The following is a 14,174-nucleotide window of genomic DNA, read 5'->3' on the forward strand; positions in this document are numbered from 1 at the left end:
CGCGATTTGCCACATGGCGCCCGGAGTTGCCACATGGCGCCCGGAGTTGCCACATGGCTGCCCGATTTGCCACATGGCGCCCGGAATTGCCACATGGCACCCGGAGTTGCCACATGGCGCCCGGAGTTGCCACATGGCTGCCCGAGTTGCCACATGGCTGTCCCGTCAGCTCTAAACTCATCATCATCTCGATTTCTTATATCGTCGTTCCGGAGGGATCCGTTTTATGGAAGATCAACTTCAACTTGAACAGCGTGTAAAGGAGCTCCACCAGCTCCTCAATGAATACGGGCATGCCTATTACGTCCTTGATAAGCCGCTCGTGCCGGATTCGGAATATGACGCCCGGATGAGGGAGCTCATTGATCTGGAAGAACGTCACCCGGACCTGATCATGCCGGATTCCCCGACGCAGCGGGTCGGCGGGGAGGTGCTTCCGGGCTTCAGCAAAGTCGTGCATGATACGCCGATGCTGAGTCTCTCCAACGTCTTCAATGAAGAGGACATCCGCGAATTCGACCGGCGAGTGCGGTCGGACGCGGGGGAGGTCACCTATGTATGTGAGCTGAAAATCGACGGTCTGGCCATCTCACTGAAATATGAGAACGGCCGGTTCAAGCAGGGCGCGACACGCGGGGACGGCACGGTCGGCGAGGACATCACCTCCAATCTCCGGACAATCCGCGCCATCCCGCTGAAGCTGACGGAAGACGTCACGATCGAAGCGCGCGGGGAAGCGTATATGCCGAAGAAAAGCTTCATGAAGCTGAATGAACACCGTGAAGAAGAAGGACTGGATATTTTCGCGAATCCACGCAACGCGGCAGCCGGTTCTCTCCGCCAGTTGGACCCGAAAATCGCCGCACAGCGCAATTTGTCCGTCTTTATGTACGGTATCGGAGGAGACGGAGCGGCCTATGGGCTCGATGCCCATTCCGACGCGCTCGACTATCTGGACCGGCTCGGTTTCCGGACAAACCCGGAACGCCGTCGCTGCAAAGACATTGACGAAGTCATCGCCTATATCGAGTCGTGGCAGGACCGCCGGCAGGACCTCTCTTATGAGATCGACGGCATCGTCATCAAGGTGGACAGTTTTTCCCGCCAGGATGACCTCGGCTTCACGGCCAAGAGCCCGCGTTGGGCGACGGCCTACAAGTTCCCGGCGGAAGAAGTGGTGACCGAACTTCTCGATATCGAGCTGACCGTCGGGCGGACGGGCGCCGTCACCCCGACGGCGATCCTGGAGCCGGTGCGTGTCGCGGGGACGACCGTCGCGCGGGCATCCCTCCACAATGGAGACCTGATCCGTGAAAAGGATATCCGGATCGGTGATCGGGTCGTCGTCCGAAAAGCCGGGGACATCATCCCGGAAATCGTCATGTCGCTTGCCGATCAGCGCAAAGGCGATGAAGAAGAATACAAGATGCCGACGGAATGTCCGGCTTGCGGAAGCGAATTGGTCCATCTGGAAGATGAAGTCGCGCTCCGCTGTGTGAATCCGCAGTGCCCGGCGCAGCTCCAGGAGTCGGTCATCCATTTTGTCTCCCGCAACGCCATGAACATCGAAGGCCTCGGCGAAAAAGTCGTCGCCCAGCTGTTCAATGAAGGACTGATCAAGGACGCGGCAGATCTATATAGCCTGACCGTAGCCCAGCTGATGAAACTCGAGCGGATGGGCGAGAAGTCCGCATCAAATCTCGTGAATGCCATTACCCGTTCAAAGGAAAACTCGCTCGAGAAGCTGCTGTTCGGCCTCGGCATCCGCCATGTCGGACAAAAGGCCGCACAGATTCTTGCACAGGAATTCGGCACGCTCGACGCACTAAAAGAAGCGACGGAAGAACAGCTGACCACGATCCACGAGATCGGAGAGAAAGTGGCGGACTCCGTCGTGAACTACTTCGACAACGAAGACGTCCAGAATGTACTTGATAAGCTCACGGCAGCCGGCGTCAACACGGTCTACAACGGGCCGCGCAAGCAGGACATCCCGGAAGACGGGCTGCTCGCGGGCAAGACCGTTGTCCTGACCGGTAAGCTCGAACAGTTTTCACGGAGCGAGGCGAAGGCGGCGCTTGAGTCCCTCGGGGCAAAAGTGACCGGGAGCGTCAGCAAAAAGACCGACCTTGTCGTGGCGGGAGAAGACGCCGGCTCGAAGCTCCAGAAGGCGGAAGAGCTCGGTATCGAAGTATGGGACGAAGCCGCACTTATCGAAGCCATCCAGTGACCAAAGGGGATTTGCACCATTGAAGATCAAGACAATCACCGCGGCCGCCATCGCCGCGCTGCTGCTTTCCGGCTGCCTGCCAAAAAGCGAGGAGCCGGAAGACGCCGCGGACCAGGAAAAAGAGGCGCAGGAGACACGGGTTATCATTCCGACCCATCAGCTTGAGGAAGACTACTACCGGATGCTTCTGCCCTATAAGAAAAGTGCCTCGTACGGCCTTGTCGTCAGCATGCTGAACTCGCAGTACAATATCGCGGAAGTCGAGGGCGGCCTCATGCGCCTGTCCCGGCAGCACTTCCCGACGGATGAGTACTATTACCAGGAAGGCCAGCACCTCGACCAGGAAACGATCCTTTCCTGGCTCGGCGGCAAAGATAAAGAGAATAACCCCGAAGGGCTGAACCCGGGGGGACAGGATGCCCCCCGCTACGTCGCCCATATTCTTGAACAGAACTACCTGAAGCGTACATCCGAGGACAAGATCCGCCTGGAAGGCGTCTCGGTCGGAGTCGCGCTGAATACGGTGAATACCATCACCGGTGATAAGCTGCCGGCTGAGCAGGTCGAGGAAAACGGCAAAAAAGCAGCCGCGGCAATCGTCAAGCGGATGCGGAGCATCGAAGGCTTGAAAGAAGTGCCGATTGTCGTCGGCCTGTTCAAGCAGAGCCCGAAGACCGAAATCGTACCGGGGAACTACTTTGCCGTCGGAGTTGCGGAAAAAGGCAAGGATGTGCTGTCCGGCTGGGATCCGATCAATGAGGAGTACGTTCTGTTCCCGACCCGCTCCAGCAAGGACCGTTACCGGGACGTCGACACCAGCTTCCGGAACTTTAAGCAGGATGTCGAGAAGTACTTTTCATCCTTCGTCAACGTGATCGGCACCGGCTATTACAAGGACGGGCAGATTGCCTCGTTGGATATCGATGTCCCGATCGAATTCTACGGCAATGCGGAAATTATCGGATTCACCCAATACCTGACCGGGCTGCTTGTGGACCATTTCCCTGACATCCAGGTCGAGGTGAGCATCACTTCCACAAAGGGACCGGAAGCGCTCATCGTGAAAAAGCGCGGGGAAGCCGAGCCCTACACCCATATTTATCACAACTGACGAAGGCTTTCGTGATATGATAGCGGAGGCAGACACACAGGACATTTGCGCGATTGGAGGAGACACAAATGGCAGCGATCACAAAGGATCAGGTGAAGCACGTCGCGAACCTCGCGAGGCTCGCCATCACCGAAGAAGAAGCGGAATACTACACCGGCAAACTCGCGACGATCATCGAGTTTGCCGAACAGCTGAACGAAGTGGACACGGCGGGTGTCGAACCGACGACACACCCGGTGCCGCTCGTCAATGTGTTCCGGGAAGACGAGCCGGTCAAAGGGCTCGACCGCGACCTGATGCTGAAAAACGTACCCGAGCATGAAGATGGCATGGTCAAAGTGCCGTCCATCCTGGGCTGACGGACAGAGGAGGAAACCAGAAAGATGACGCTATTCAATCATTCCGCGAAAGAGCTCCAGCAGCTCCTACATAGCAAGGAAGTGTCCGTCACCGAACTGACGGACGAGGCGTTCCGCCGCATCGGCAAGGTCGACGGTGACGTCAAGGCCTTCCTGGCGCTCAACGAAGAGCAGGCGAAGGCGCGCGCTGCTGAGCTCGACAACACGCCGGCGGACCAGCGCGGCCCGCTCCACGGCCTGCCTGTCGGCGTAAAAGACAACATCGTGACCGAAGGCCTCGAGACGACATGCGCGAGCCGCATGCTCGGCGGCTTTGACCCGATCTACCACGCGACGGCCGCGAAAAAGCTGGACGACGCCGGCCTCATCACAGTCGGGAAAGTGAACATGGACGAGTTCGCAATGGGCGGCTCGACCGAGAACTCGTACTACAAAAAGACGGCGAACCCGTGGAACCTCGACTATGTCCCGGGGGGCTCGTCCGGCGGTTCCGCAGCTGCGGTCGCGGCAGGCGAAGTGCCGTTCACGCTCGGCTCCGACACGGGCGGCTCGATCCGCCAGCCGGCAGCGTACTGCGGCGTCGTCGGCATGAAGCCGACTTACGGCCGCGTCTCGCGCTACGGCCTTGTCGCATTCGCTTCGTCGCTAGACCAGATCGGCCCGATCACGCGCACCGTCGAGGACAATGCGTTCCTCCTGTCCGCGATTTCCGGACATGACCCGTACGATGCCACGTCGTTTGACGTTGATGTGCCTGACTTTGCATCGGCACTGACAGGCGACATCAAGGGACTCAAGATCGGCATCGCGTCCGAATACCTCGGGGAGGGCGTCGGGGAAGCATCCCGCAATGCGGTAAAAGACGCCATCAAAGTGCTCGAATCGCTCGGTGCGGAAGTGGAGGAAGTATCGCTTCCGCACACGAAGTACGCGCTTCCTGCGTACTACCTGCTCAGCTCTTCCGAAGCATCCTCGAACCTGGCCCGCTTTGACGGCATCCGTTACGGATATCGCGCGGAAGGCTTCGGGAACCTGGAAGAACTCTACAAGAAGACACGCTCCGAAGGCTTCGGCGACGAAGTCAAGACCCGGATCATGCTCGGCACATTCGCCCTCAGCTCCGGCTTTTATGACGCCTACTACAAAAAGGCGCAGAAGGTCCGCACGCTCGTGCGCGACGACTTCACGAACGCATTCGAGAAGTACGATGTCGTCATCGGCCCGACTTCGCCGACAGCTGCGTTCAGGATCGGCGAACAGATCGACGACCCGCTCACGATGTACGCAAACGACATCCTGACGATTCCGGTCAACCTTGCCGGCGTGCCCGCGATCTCGGTTCCTTGCGGATTCGACAATGGCCTGCCGCTCGGCCTCCAGATCATCGGCCGCCACTTTGACGAATCAACCGTCTACCGTGTCGCCCACGCATTCGAGCAGGCGACCGACTTCCACAAGAAGATGCCGGAAATTCGGGAGGGACTGGAAAAATGAACTTTGAAACCGTCATCGGACTTGAAGTCCACGTTGAACTGAAAACCGACTCGAAAATTTTCTCTCCTGCCCCGAACCATTTCGGCGCGGGACCGAATATGAATACGCACGTAATCGACCTCGGCTACCCGGGCGTCCTTCCGGTGATCAACAAGCGCGCTGTCGAATTTGGCATGAAGGCCGCGATGGCCCTTAACTGCCAGATTAACCAGGAGACGAAGTTTGACCGGAAAAACTACTTTTATCCGGACAACCCGAAAGCCTACCAGATCTCCCAGTTCGATAAGCCGATCGGCGAGCACGGCTGGATCGAGATCGAAGTCGAAGGCAAGAAAAAGCGCATCGGCATCACGCGCCTCCACCTTGAGGAAGATGCGGGCAAGCTGAACCACACCGACAAAGGCTATTCACTAGTCGACTACAACCGTCAGGGCACGCCGCTGATCGAGATCGTTTCCGAGCCGGACATCCGCACGCCGGAAGAGGCTTACGCGTATCTTGAAAAGCTCAAGTCGATCATCCAGTACACGGGCGTTTCCGACGTGAAGATGGAAGAAGGCTCGCTCCGCTGCGATGCCAACATCTCGCTGCGCCCGTACGGACAGGAAGAGTTCGGCACGAAAGCCGAGCTGAAGAACCTGAACTCCTTCAACTTCGTCCGCAGGGGACTCGAGCACGAACAAAAGCGCCAGGCGGAAGTGCTGCTTTCGGGAGGCATCATCGAGCAAGAAACACGCCGCTTCGATGAATCGACCGGCAAGACGATCCTCATGCGCATCAAGGAAGGCTCCGACGACTACCGCTACTTCCCGGAACCGGATCTCACTGACCTGTCCATCGACGACGAATGGATGGAGCGTGTCCGCGCGGAAATCCCGGAACTTCCGGATGCCCGGAAAGAGCGCTATGTGAACGAACTCGGCCTCCCGTCTTACGATGCAATGGTCCTGACGCTCACAAAAGACATGTCGGACTTCTTCGACGCGACGGTCCGGGCCGGAGCGGATCCGAAGCTTGCGTCGAACTGGCTCATGGGTGAAGTGTCCGCCTATATGAACACAAACCAGAAAGAGCTTTCCGACACCGGTCTCACGCCGAACAATCTCGCAGGCATGATCAAACTGATCGAGGAAGGCACGATCTCCTCGAAGATCGCGAAGAAAGTGTTCCAGGAACTCGCTGACAACGGCGGCGATCCGGAAAAGATCGTCAAGGAGAAGGGCCTCGTCCAAATCTCCGACGAAGGCGAACTCCTGAAAGTCGTCACTGAAGTGCTGGACAACAACCAGCAGTCGATCGACGACTTCAAGGAAGGGAAAGACCGCGCCGTCGGTTTCCTCGTCGGCCAGGTCATGAAAGCGACGAAAGGCCAGGCGAACCCGCCGCTCGTCAACAAACTCATCAACCAGGAAATCCGCAAACGCTGATTCCGCAGACCGTCCTCCGGGGCGGTCTTTTTCTGTTTGCGTACGGATGCGCGGGGCAGGGCGAATGTGTAAGCTCGCGAAGGGAACGTGTAAACTCGGCGACTGAACGTGTAAACCCGGGGAGCGAACGTGTAATCTCAACTGCGCAACCTTTTCCGGAACGGTCCTTCCTCATAGGTGACCCGGGCCCAGACAAGTGAAATTCCGGCCGTCAATCCACCCAACATCCTGAATCTGCACAATGAAAAGGAGAGGGAATGCTCAGTTTATCTTTGCCCCGGAAGTGAATAGTAAAGTGAGATCATTAGAGGGGAGAAATGTGGAGATGAACCGATGGAAGTTGCTTGCGGCAATCGGATTTCTGATGGCCATTCTCGCGGGTTGCGGAAACCAGAATGCGGATCAGGAAGCGGAAAACGGGGATACGGGTGCAACGGAAGACAAGGCTGCTGAAGAAGCCACTGACGCGGGCGAGGACGCTGAAGGTACCGGCACCGATCAGGATACAGACACGGAAGAAGGCACGGATCAGGAAGGCCAGGAAGTCACCGTGAAACTTAATGATGTAGAGGGGGCTGAAGTCGGAACCGCGGTCCTGACGGCAAATGAAGACGGCGGCGTGCATGTGGATATGAAGGTAAGCAATCTGCCGGAAGGCCCACATGCATTCCACATCCATGAAAAAGGCGCCTGCGAAGCACCGGACTTTGAGTCGGCCGGCGGGCATTACAATCCGGAAGACAAGGACCACGGCAAGAACAGCGAGAATGGGCCGCATGCGGGAGACTTTGACAACATCGAAGTCGGTGAAGACGGCACAGCCCATGTTGAATTTGATACCGACCAGGTAACGTTGGACGAAAATGCGGACAACACCCTGTTCACCGCTGAAGGCACGTCCCTCGTAATCCATGGCGGCGAAGACGACTACGAGTCACAGCCTGCGGGAGACGCGGGTCCGCGCATTGCGTGCGGTGTCATCGAGAAATAAGGCAACTGTTGAACTGCAGCCCATCCGGTCTGCAGTTTTTCGGTTTTCGGCAAAGTATTGCGCGATGGGGCACCGCACTTCTTCCATTTGCCTAACCGTTTTCATTTCCGTACAATTTGGATAGGAGGGGATACCAATCAAAACAGAAGAGCAGTATTACCAAGAGGGAATTGCGCTCGCCGACTACATGGAGGGCATGACGACCCATAAGGAAAACAGCCAGAAAGTGTACGAAGGCTTTAAACTGCCGCAGGACGATGAGTTTCTCACGCTTCTCAAGGAAAAGCAGCCGCATATCCTCGTCATTACCGAGGACTGGTGCGGGGATGCGATGATGAACAATCCGATTCTCCGGCACATCGTCGAGGCGGCCGGCGTCGAGGCGCGCATCGCCTATCGCGACGCGGACACCGAACTGATTGACCGCTGGCTGACGAACGGCGGCCGCTCGATTCCGGTTTACCTGCTTCTGGATCAGGACGGAGATGTGCTCGCCAAGTGGGGACCGCGCGCGCCGCAAGTGCAGGACTACGTCATGGAGCAGCGCGAGGCGCTTCCGCCAAAGGACGCCCCGGACTTTGAAGAAAAGCAGAAGGAGCTGTTCAAAAAACTTTACGGCGAATATACGACCAACGCGGACTACTGGCTTTGGGTGTATGAAGATATCCGCCGCACGTTCATGACGGCACTCCAGAAACAAGACTGAACGTCCGGCTTGCACGTCCGGCCGGACAGGCATATGATGAAGGAAAGGGGAGTCGGCTGCAGCCGGCTTCTTTTTGGTGGATACCGCAACATCTGACGGGACCCGCCGTCATATCCTATATAAGTACTCAAGAAGCGAGAGGACAACCATGACGAAACGTGCACGCATTATTTATAATCCGACATCCGGCCGCGAAATCTTCCGGAAACACCTTCCGGAAGTGCTTGTCCGGCTGGAGGAGGCCGGCTATGAGACGTCCTGCCACGCAACGACTTGCGAAGGTGACGCCACAGAGGCCGCCAAGACTGCTGTCGAGCGCGGATTTGATATCATCATCGCCGTCGGAGGCGACGGAACCCTGAACGAAGTGGTCGCCGGGGTGAGCGGTTATGAAAAACGCCCGAAAATCGGGCTGATTCCGATGGGCACGACCAACGACTTTGCCCGCGCCGTACACATCCCGCGCGATATCGATGCAGCAGTGGACATCATTCTCGCAGGCGATACGATTCCGGTGGATGTCGGGATCGTGAACGACCGCCAATTCATCAACATTGCCGGCGGCGGCAAGATCACCGAGCTCACCTACGAGGTGCCGAGCAAGCTGAAGACCGTCCTCGGACAGCTCGCCTATTACCTGAAGGGCATCGAGATGCTCCCTTCCATTCGGGCGTCGCGCGTCCGAATCGAGTATGACGGCGAAGTGTTTGATGACGAGGCGATGCTGTTCCTCGTCGGCCTCACCAACTCGGTCGGCGGATTCGAAAAACTGTCCCCCGACGCAAGCATCAACGACGGGAAATTCAGCATGTTCATCCTGAAAAAGTGCAATCTGTATGAATTCATCCGCGTCGTCAGCCTGGCGCTCCGCGGCGAGCACCTGAGCGACCCGCTCGTCATCCATGCGAAACCGTCGAAAATCCAAGTCACCTCCGATGAAAAGGTGCAGCTGAACCTCGACGGCGAATTTGGCGGCCTGCTGCCGGCCAAGTTCGAAAACCTCCACCGCCACATTGAAATGTTTGTTCCGATCGACCAGATCAAGGAACAGGATCGAGTGTGATTGATGAGCCTCCGCTTCGGCGGGGGTTTTTGCTTTTGGATGGGGCTGTGAGAGTGACGATTTGGGGGCGGAGTGTGATGATTCGGGGGCTGAGTGTGACGATTCAGCATTTGAGAGTGATGATTCCGGCCCTGAGAGTGACGGTCGCCTCGAGAATGATGATTCAGGCTCCCGGGAATGACGATTCGCTCCCTGAGTGTGATGATTCGCCCCTTGAGAGTGACGAGTCGAAATTAATTTTATAAAAAGCCATCTTTGTATTTTGCCGCTATTTCGAGGGTCAAGTTTGGAATATGAAACAACTTCCGATGTCAAAATCAAAATATGCTCAATCGCTGAGATTCCAACGCTATTCTCTATCTTCTTCATGCATGGTATGTTGAGAGAAATAAGGAGGCGGAGGTAGCGATTTGGGGGAATCGATTCGACTGTTGCATGAGGTTGCATTGGATATGGTGCTCAATTTGTTGGCCCCGCAACACCGGTCAAAAAGCGCCGTCGAGAAACGGTTATATTCGCTGAGGGCAGGGATAGCCGGCGAGCGGAAGGTGTTGCAATACTTGTTCAATCTGGGGTTGCCGGCCGAGATATTATGGGATGTTAATCTGAGGCTTGCTCCGGGGCATTATCTGCAGATTGACGTGCTTGTGCTCACGCCTTTCCACGCGATTATTTATGAAGCCAAGAACATGGCGGATCGGCTCAGGTTTGAATCCGGCCCTTCCCGTTTGGACAAGTTGGATTCTGAAGGCAGGCTTATAGCCAGCTATGAATGTCCAATGCTTCAACTGCAGGAAGAGATGGCCAATCTGCGCAAATGGTTTGATGATCACAAAATTGCGTGTGCAGTTGACGGAGCAGTGATCATGACCGGAAGTGCGATGCTTGAAAAGCCTCCAGCTAGCGGAAAGTTATTTAGAATCCGTCAAATAAGGAATCATATTTCCGGGGATTATTATGGGGATGGGGGCAGAACACGGCAGGAGATTGTAGCGCTTGCTGAATATATCAGGACTCGCAATGAACCTTATTTCCCTTTTCCTTTGCTCGAGATCATTGGAATAGCAGTCATGGATCTTCTTTGGACGCCCGTATGTGAAAAGTGCTGGCGGAGGTTGGAGAGAGTCTCAGAGCGGCGCTGGAGATGCCAATGTAATTGGGAAACAACAGATCCGTATACACGGACTTTGGAAAGATGGTTCCTGCTGAGAAGCTCTTCAATCACGAATGAGCAAGTAAGAGAACTCTTTGGGATTTCACAGACAGCTGCCGCTAACCTGCTTAGCAAATACCCGTTACAGAAGGTCGGCCAGGGAAAGGCGACACGATACATATGGGATTATAAAGGACGACTGAAGCGGATAAAAAAGTGGAAATGATGATTGGCTTGGCGAGAATGATGAATCCGGGTCTGAGAATGATGATTCAGCCTCTGAGAATGACGATTCCGGTCCTGAGAGTGACGATTCAGCCTCTGAGAATGACGGTTCCGGTCCTGAGAATGATGAATCGTCCCTTGAGAGTGACGATTCGCCCTCACTCTCGTCCCGAGCCCCTCGCCCATACAAAAAAAGATCCGGCACACGGCCGGATCTTTTCGTTTCATTAAAGCGCGTCAATCGCCATATCCTGTTTTTCCGCGAGTCCGTGGATGTCGCAGACGGGCATCCAGCGGATTTGGAGTTTGAGCCCCTGGTCTTTGCCATCTCCGGTGACGGTGTGTTCCCATTGGTCAGGGCCGTCTCCCCGGTATTCCAGCTGGAAGATTGTGCGTTCGTACTTCCTGTCACGGTGACGGGGGAAGTACGTGTTTTTCGCGAGCTTGCCAATCAGGACCAGGTCATCCTTCTGAATGCCTGTCTCTTCTTCAATCTCGCGATAAAGTGCATCCATCAAGAGTTCGCCGCGGTCGATCGTTCCGCCCGGCACTTGCACACCCGATTCGGGATGATCCTTCATCGTGTAAACGAGCAACTGCTGGTCCGGCCCGTTTCCGCGAGTAATATAAGCCAGTACTTTTTTTCTAAGCTCAACCATCATAACGGCCGGCACCTCCTGTATAGTGTGATTTATTCAGTATATCCAATTCTTTGAAAGTTCGCAACTCTAAATGTCACGAGTTTGTCACTTGACCCTAACAATATTGTCATAGCAAGCTCAGAGTTCTGCCTTATTTAAAGCGTTAATCCCTCTACTAGCGGGGGTATACTGTTTTAAGAAGGAGAGGGATGCCTCGTGTATAAGAAGCAGGAACGCTGGCTCATGTGGCTTGCATTCGCCGTGGCAGCCATTATGCTGCTGTCGATTGCCGGCAGGATCTTTGGGGGATGACTACGTGTACATACCCCAAATCAATGCGTACCAAACGAGGGAGCTGACATAATGGGAAACGAAGAAGCTGTGTTTTTTTCAAGAGTCCTTACTGAGCTGACCTTGAGCTTTCACATCATCTACGCGACGATCGGCGTCGGTGTGCCGCTCATGATCATGATTGCCCAATGGGTGGGCATCAAGAAAAATGACGAACATTACATTCTCCTCGCCCGCCGCTGGGCAAGAGGATTTGTCATCACGGTCGCGGTCGGGGTCGTGACCGGAACGGCCATCGGGATGCAGTTGTCGCTGCTGTGGCCGAACTTCATGGAACTGGCGGGGCATGTCATTGCGCTTCCGCTGTTTATGGAAACTTTTGCGTTCTTCTTTGAAGCGATCTTCCTTGGAATCTATCTCTACACCTGGGACCGGTTTGATAATCAGAAAAAGCATCTCCTGCTGCTCGTTCCGGTGGCGCTCGGTGCATCGTTCTCGGCCGTGTTCATCACCATCGTGAATGCCTTCATGAACGCGCCGCAAGGCTTTGACATCGTGGACGGAAACCTCGTCAACATCCAGCCGCTCGTTGCGATGTTCAACCCGGCGATGCCGACCAAGGTTGCCCACGTCGTCATCACGGCATACATGACCTCCGCGTTTGTCCTTGCAGCCATCGCGGCGTTCCGGCTTCTCAAGGGCTCCAATCACGAATACCACAAAAAGGCGCTGTTCCTGACGATGAAACTCGGACTGATCTTCTCGATCGGGGCCGCTGTCATCGGCGACTTCTCGGGGAAATACCTGGCCGAGTACCAGCCTGAAAAACTGGCCGCCGCTGAATGGCACTTTGAGACCGAAGGCGAGGCGCCGCTCATGCTGTACGGCGTGCTCGATGGCCAGGAAGTCAAATACGCGATAAAGATTCCATACGCGCTCAGCATTCTCGCGCACTCGGATCCGACTGCTGAAGTGATCGGGCTGAATGAATTCCCGGAAGATGAAATCCCGCCGCTCTACATCCACTACCTGTTCGACACGATGGTCATGATCGGTATGTTCATGATCCTCATCTCCGGGCTGTACTGGCTCGGCAGGCACCTGCGCTGGCAGTTCATTCATTCCAGATGGTACCGCTGGCTGATTGTCGCGGGCGGACCGCTAACCATCATTGCGATTGAAGCCGGATGGTGGTTCGCGGAAGTCGGGCGCCAGCCGTGGATTCTCCGCGACATCATGAAAGTGCCGGAAGCCGCCACAACAAGCGGCCATGTCGACACAATGCTTTATCTGTTTGCGGCGCTTTATCTCGTCCTCGGCGTCGGAAGCGTCGTCGTCCTGAGACGGATGTTCCGCAACAATCCGGTTGAGCGCGAGATCGCCGACCGCGAAGCGGAAGCCATTGAAGGCAACCGGAAAGGCGGTGATCACCGATGAGCCTTGAAGTGCTGGGAATCACGGTCCTCATGACGTTCCTGTTCGGCTACATCATCGTCGGCGCCATCGACTTCGGCGCCGGGTTCTTCAACGCCTACAGCCTGCTGACGGGAAAAGAACGCATCCTGACGAATGTCATCCAGCGCTACCTGTCGCCCGTATGGGAAGTGACGAACGTTTTCCTCGTGTTCTTCTTTGTCGGGATGGTCGGATTCTTCCCGTCAACGGCGTTCTACTATGGAACGACCATGCTTGTACCTTTAAGTATCGCTCTGATCCTGCTGGCAATACGCGGATCGTATTACGCGTTTGAAACGTATGGCGCCCGCGGCCACAAAGGCTACTCGTTCATGTACGGGCTCGCCGGCTTGCTGCTCCCGGCTTCACTCTCGATCGTACTCACGATCTCTGAGGGCGGTTTTATCGACATGGTCGACGGCCAGCCGGTGCTGGATTACGGGGCACTGTTCACGAGTCCGCTTACCTGGTCAATCGTCTTCCTGTCGATAGCTGCGACCCTCTACATCTCGGCGGTGTTCCTCACCTGGTATGCCGACAAGGCGGGGGACCGCGATGCGACGGAACTGCTTAGGAAATATGCGCTCATCTGGTCGCTTCCGACGATCATCACGGCAGGCGGCATCGTCTGGGAGCTTCGCAGCCACAACGCAGAACACTACAATCAGCTGCTCGGCCTCTGGTGGATGTTCGCACTGTCCGGCGCGCTCTTTATCGGCACAGTTTACCTGCTCTGGAAACGGCATAACTACGGCCTCGCAGTCTGGCTCCTGATCGGCCAGTTCGCGCTCGCCTTCTACGGTTACGGAATCGCCCACTACCCGTACCTGCTGTATCCGCACCTGACGATCCATGACAGCTTTACTAACCCGGCAATGGCGACCGCTCTGATCATCGCCTTCATCCTCGGGCTCGGGCTGCTCATCCCGTCGCTCTACCTGCTCCTGCGCCTGTTCCTCTTCAACAAGGACTACGTGAAAGGGCGCAAAAAAGACGAACACGCCTAAAGGGCGAAGGAGGCAAAACCA

12 protein-coding genes are annotated in these 14,174 nt (G+C 56.0%); 11 read left to right on the forward strand and 1 reads right to left on the reverse strand.

Annotation, left to right across the window (positions count from 1 at the left end):
• Positions 1-226: 226 nt before the first annotated feature.
• The 9 genes from ligA to KHA84_RS11735 all read left to right on the forward strand — a co-directional run bounded on the left by ligA (position 227) and on the right by KHA84_RS11735 (position 10,760).
• On the forward strand, positions 227-2,230 hold the full coding sequence (ligA, locus tag KHA84_RS11695) for an NAD-dependent DNA ligase LigA (RefSeq protein ID WP_213423697.1): 2,004 nt from the start codon (positions 227-229) through the stop codon (positions 2,228-2,230).
• A 19-nt stretch (positions 2,231-2,249) separates the two neighbouring features.
• Positions 2,250-3,341: a CamS family sex pheromone protein gene (locus KHA84_RS11700; protein ID WP_213423698.1), complete on the forward strand. Its 1,092-nt coding sequence runs from the start codon at positions 2,250-2,252 to the stop codon at positions 3,339-3,341.
• Between the two features lie 68 nt (positions 3,342-3,409).
• Complete coding sequence (gene gatC / locus KHA84_RS11705; protein ID WP_213423699.1) at positions 3,410-3,700, forward strand: Asp-tRNA(Asn)/Glu-tRNA(Gln) amidotransferase subunit GatC; 291 nt, start codon at positions 3,410-3,412, stop codon at positions 3,698-3,700.
• Between the two features lie 24 nt (positions 3,701-3,724).
• Positions 3,725-5,194 (forward strand): Asp-tRNA(Asn)/Glu-tRNA(Gln) amidotransferase subunit GatA, encoded by a 1,470-nt coding sequence (gene gatA, locus KHA84_RS11710; RefSeq protein ID WP_213423700.1) that lies wholly within the window; start codon positions 3,725-3,727, stop codon positions 5,192-5,194.
• Positions 5,191-6,621 (forward strand): Asp-tRNA(Asn)/Glu-tRNA(Gln) amidotransferase subunit GatB, encoded by a 1,431-nt coding sequence (gatB, locus tag KHA84_RS11715; protein ID WP_213423701.1) that lies wholly within the window; start codon positions 5,191-5,193, stop codon positions 6,619-6,621. The genes gatA and gatB overlap by 4 nt, the downstream gene beginning before the upstream one ends.
• Positions 6,622-6,946: 325 nt before the next feature.
• Positions 6,947-7,612 carry a superoxide dismutase family protein gene (locus KHA84_RS11720; protein WP_213423702.1) on the forward strand — a complete coding sequence of 222 codons (666 nt, stop codon included), beginning with the start codon at positions 6,947-6,949 and terminating at the stop codon, positions 7,610-7,612.
• A 136-nt stretch (positions 7,613-7,748) separates the two neighbouring features.
• A complete protein-coding gene (locus KHA84_RS11725; protein ID WP_213423813.1) occupies positions 7,749-8,318 on the forward strand; it encodes a thioredoxin family protein in 570 nt (189 codons plus the stop codon).
• Positions 8,319-8,466: 148 nt separating this feature from the next.
• Entirely contained in the window at positions 8,467-9,381 is a 915-nt protein-coding gene (locus KHA84_RS11730; RefSeq protein WP_213423703.1) for a diacylglycerol kinase, read from the forward strand.
• 410 nt (positions 9,382-9,791) lie between these two features.
• Complete coding sequence (locus KHA84_RS11735; protein WP_213423704.1) at positions 9,792-10,760, forward strand: nuclease-related domain-containing protein; 969 nt, start codon at positions 9,792-9,794, stop codon at positions 10,758-10,760.
• A gap of 226 nt (positions 10,761-10,986) precedes the next feature.
• Here KHA84_RS11735 and KHA84_RS11740 read toward each other — a convergent pair whose 3' ends face one another.
• The gene (locus KHA84_RS11740; protein ID WP_213423705.1) at positions 10,987-11,421 is read right to left on the reverse strand and encodes an NUDIX hydrolase; all 435 of its coding nucleotides are present in this window, start codon (positions 11,419-11,421) and stop codon (positions 10,987-10,989) included.
• Between the two features lie 342 nt (positions 11,422-11,763).
• Here KHA84_RS11740 and KHA84_RS11745 point away from each other — a divergent pair, with 342 nt between their 5' ends.
• Both KHA84_RS11745 and KHA84_RS11750 read left to right on the forward strand, forming a co-directional pair.
• A complete protein-coding gene (locus KHA84_RS11745) occupies positions 11,764-13,128 on the forward strand; it encodes a cytochrome ubiquinol oxidase subunit I (protein WP_213423706.1) in 1,365 nt (454 codons plus the stop codon).
• Positions 13,125-14,153: a cytochrome d ubiquinol oxidase subunit II gene (locus tag KHA84_RS11750; protein ID WP_213423707.1), complete on the forward strand. Its 1,029-nt coding sequence runs from the start codon at positions 13,125-13,127 to the stop codon at positions 14,151-14,153. The genes KHA84_RS11745 and KHA84_RS11750 overlap by 4 nt, the downstream gene beginning before the upstream one ends.
• Positions 14,154-14,174: the final 21 nt, after the last annotated feature.

Origin of the sequence: Bhargavaea massiliensis (assembly GCF_018390575.1) — a bacterium.
Classification (GTDB): Bacteria; Bacillota; Bacilli; order Bacillales_A; family Planococcaceae; genus Bhargavaea; species Bhargavaea massiliensis.

Excerpts from the sequence above, each read along its gene's own strand:
- KHA84_RS11740 (WP_213423705.1), bottom strand. The coding sequence starts at position 11,421 with ATGATGGTTGAGCTTAGAAAAAAAGTACTGGCTTATATTACTCGCGGA.
- KHA84_RS11745 (WP_213423706.1), top strand. The coding sequence starts at position 11,764 with ATGGGAAACGAAGAAGCTGTGTTTTTTTCAAGAGTCCTTACTGAGCTG.
- KHA84_RS11750 (WP_213423707.1), top strand. The coding sequence starts at position 13,125 with ATGAGCCTTGAAGTGCTGGGAATCACGGTCCTCATGACGTTCCTGTTC.
- gatA (WP_213423700.1), top strand. The coding sequence starts at position 3,725 with ATGACGCTATTCAATCATTCCGCGAAAGAGCTCCAGCAGCTCCTACAT.
- KHA84_RS11720 (WP_213423702.1), top strand. The coding sequence starts at position 6,947 with ATGAACCGATGGAAGTTGCTTGCGGCAATCGGATTTCTGATGGCCATT.
- ligA (WP_213423697.1), top strand. The coding sequence starts at position 227 with ATGGAAGATCAACTTCAACTTGAACAGCGTGTAAAGGAGCTCCACCAG.
- KHA84_RS11730 (WP_213423703.1), top strand. The coding sequence starts at position 8,467 with ATGACGAAACGTGCACGCATTATTTATAATCCGACATCCGGCCGCGAA.
- gatC (WP_213423699.1), top strand. The coding sequence starts at position 3,410 with ATGGCAGCGATCACAAAGGATCAGGTGAAGCACGTCGCGAACCTCGCG.
- gatB (WP_213423701.1), top strand. The coding sequence starts at position 5,191 with ATGAACTTTGAAACCGTCATCGGACTTGAAGTCCACGTTGAACTGAAA.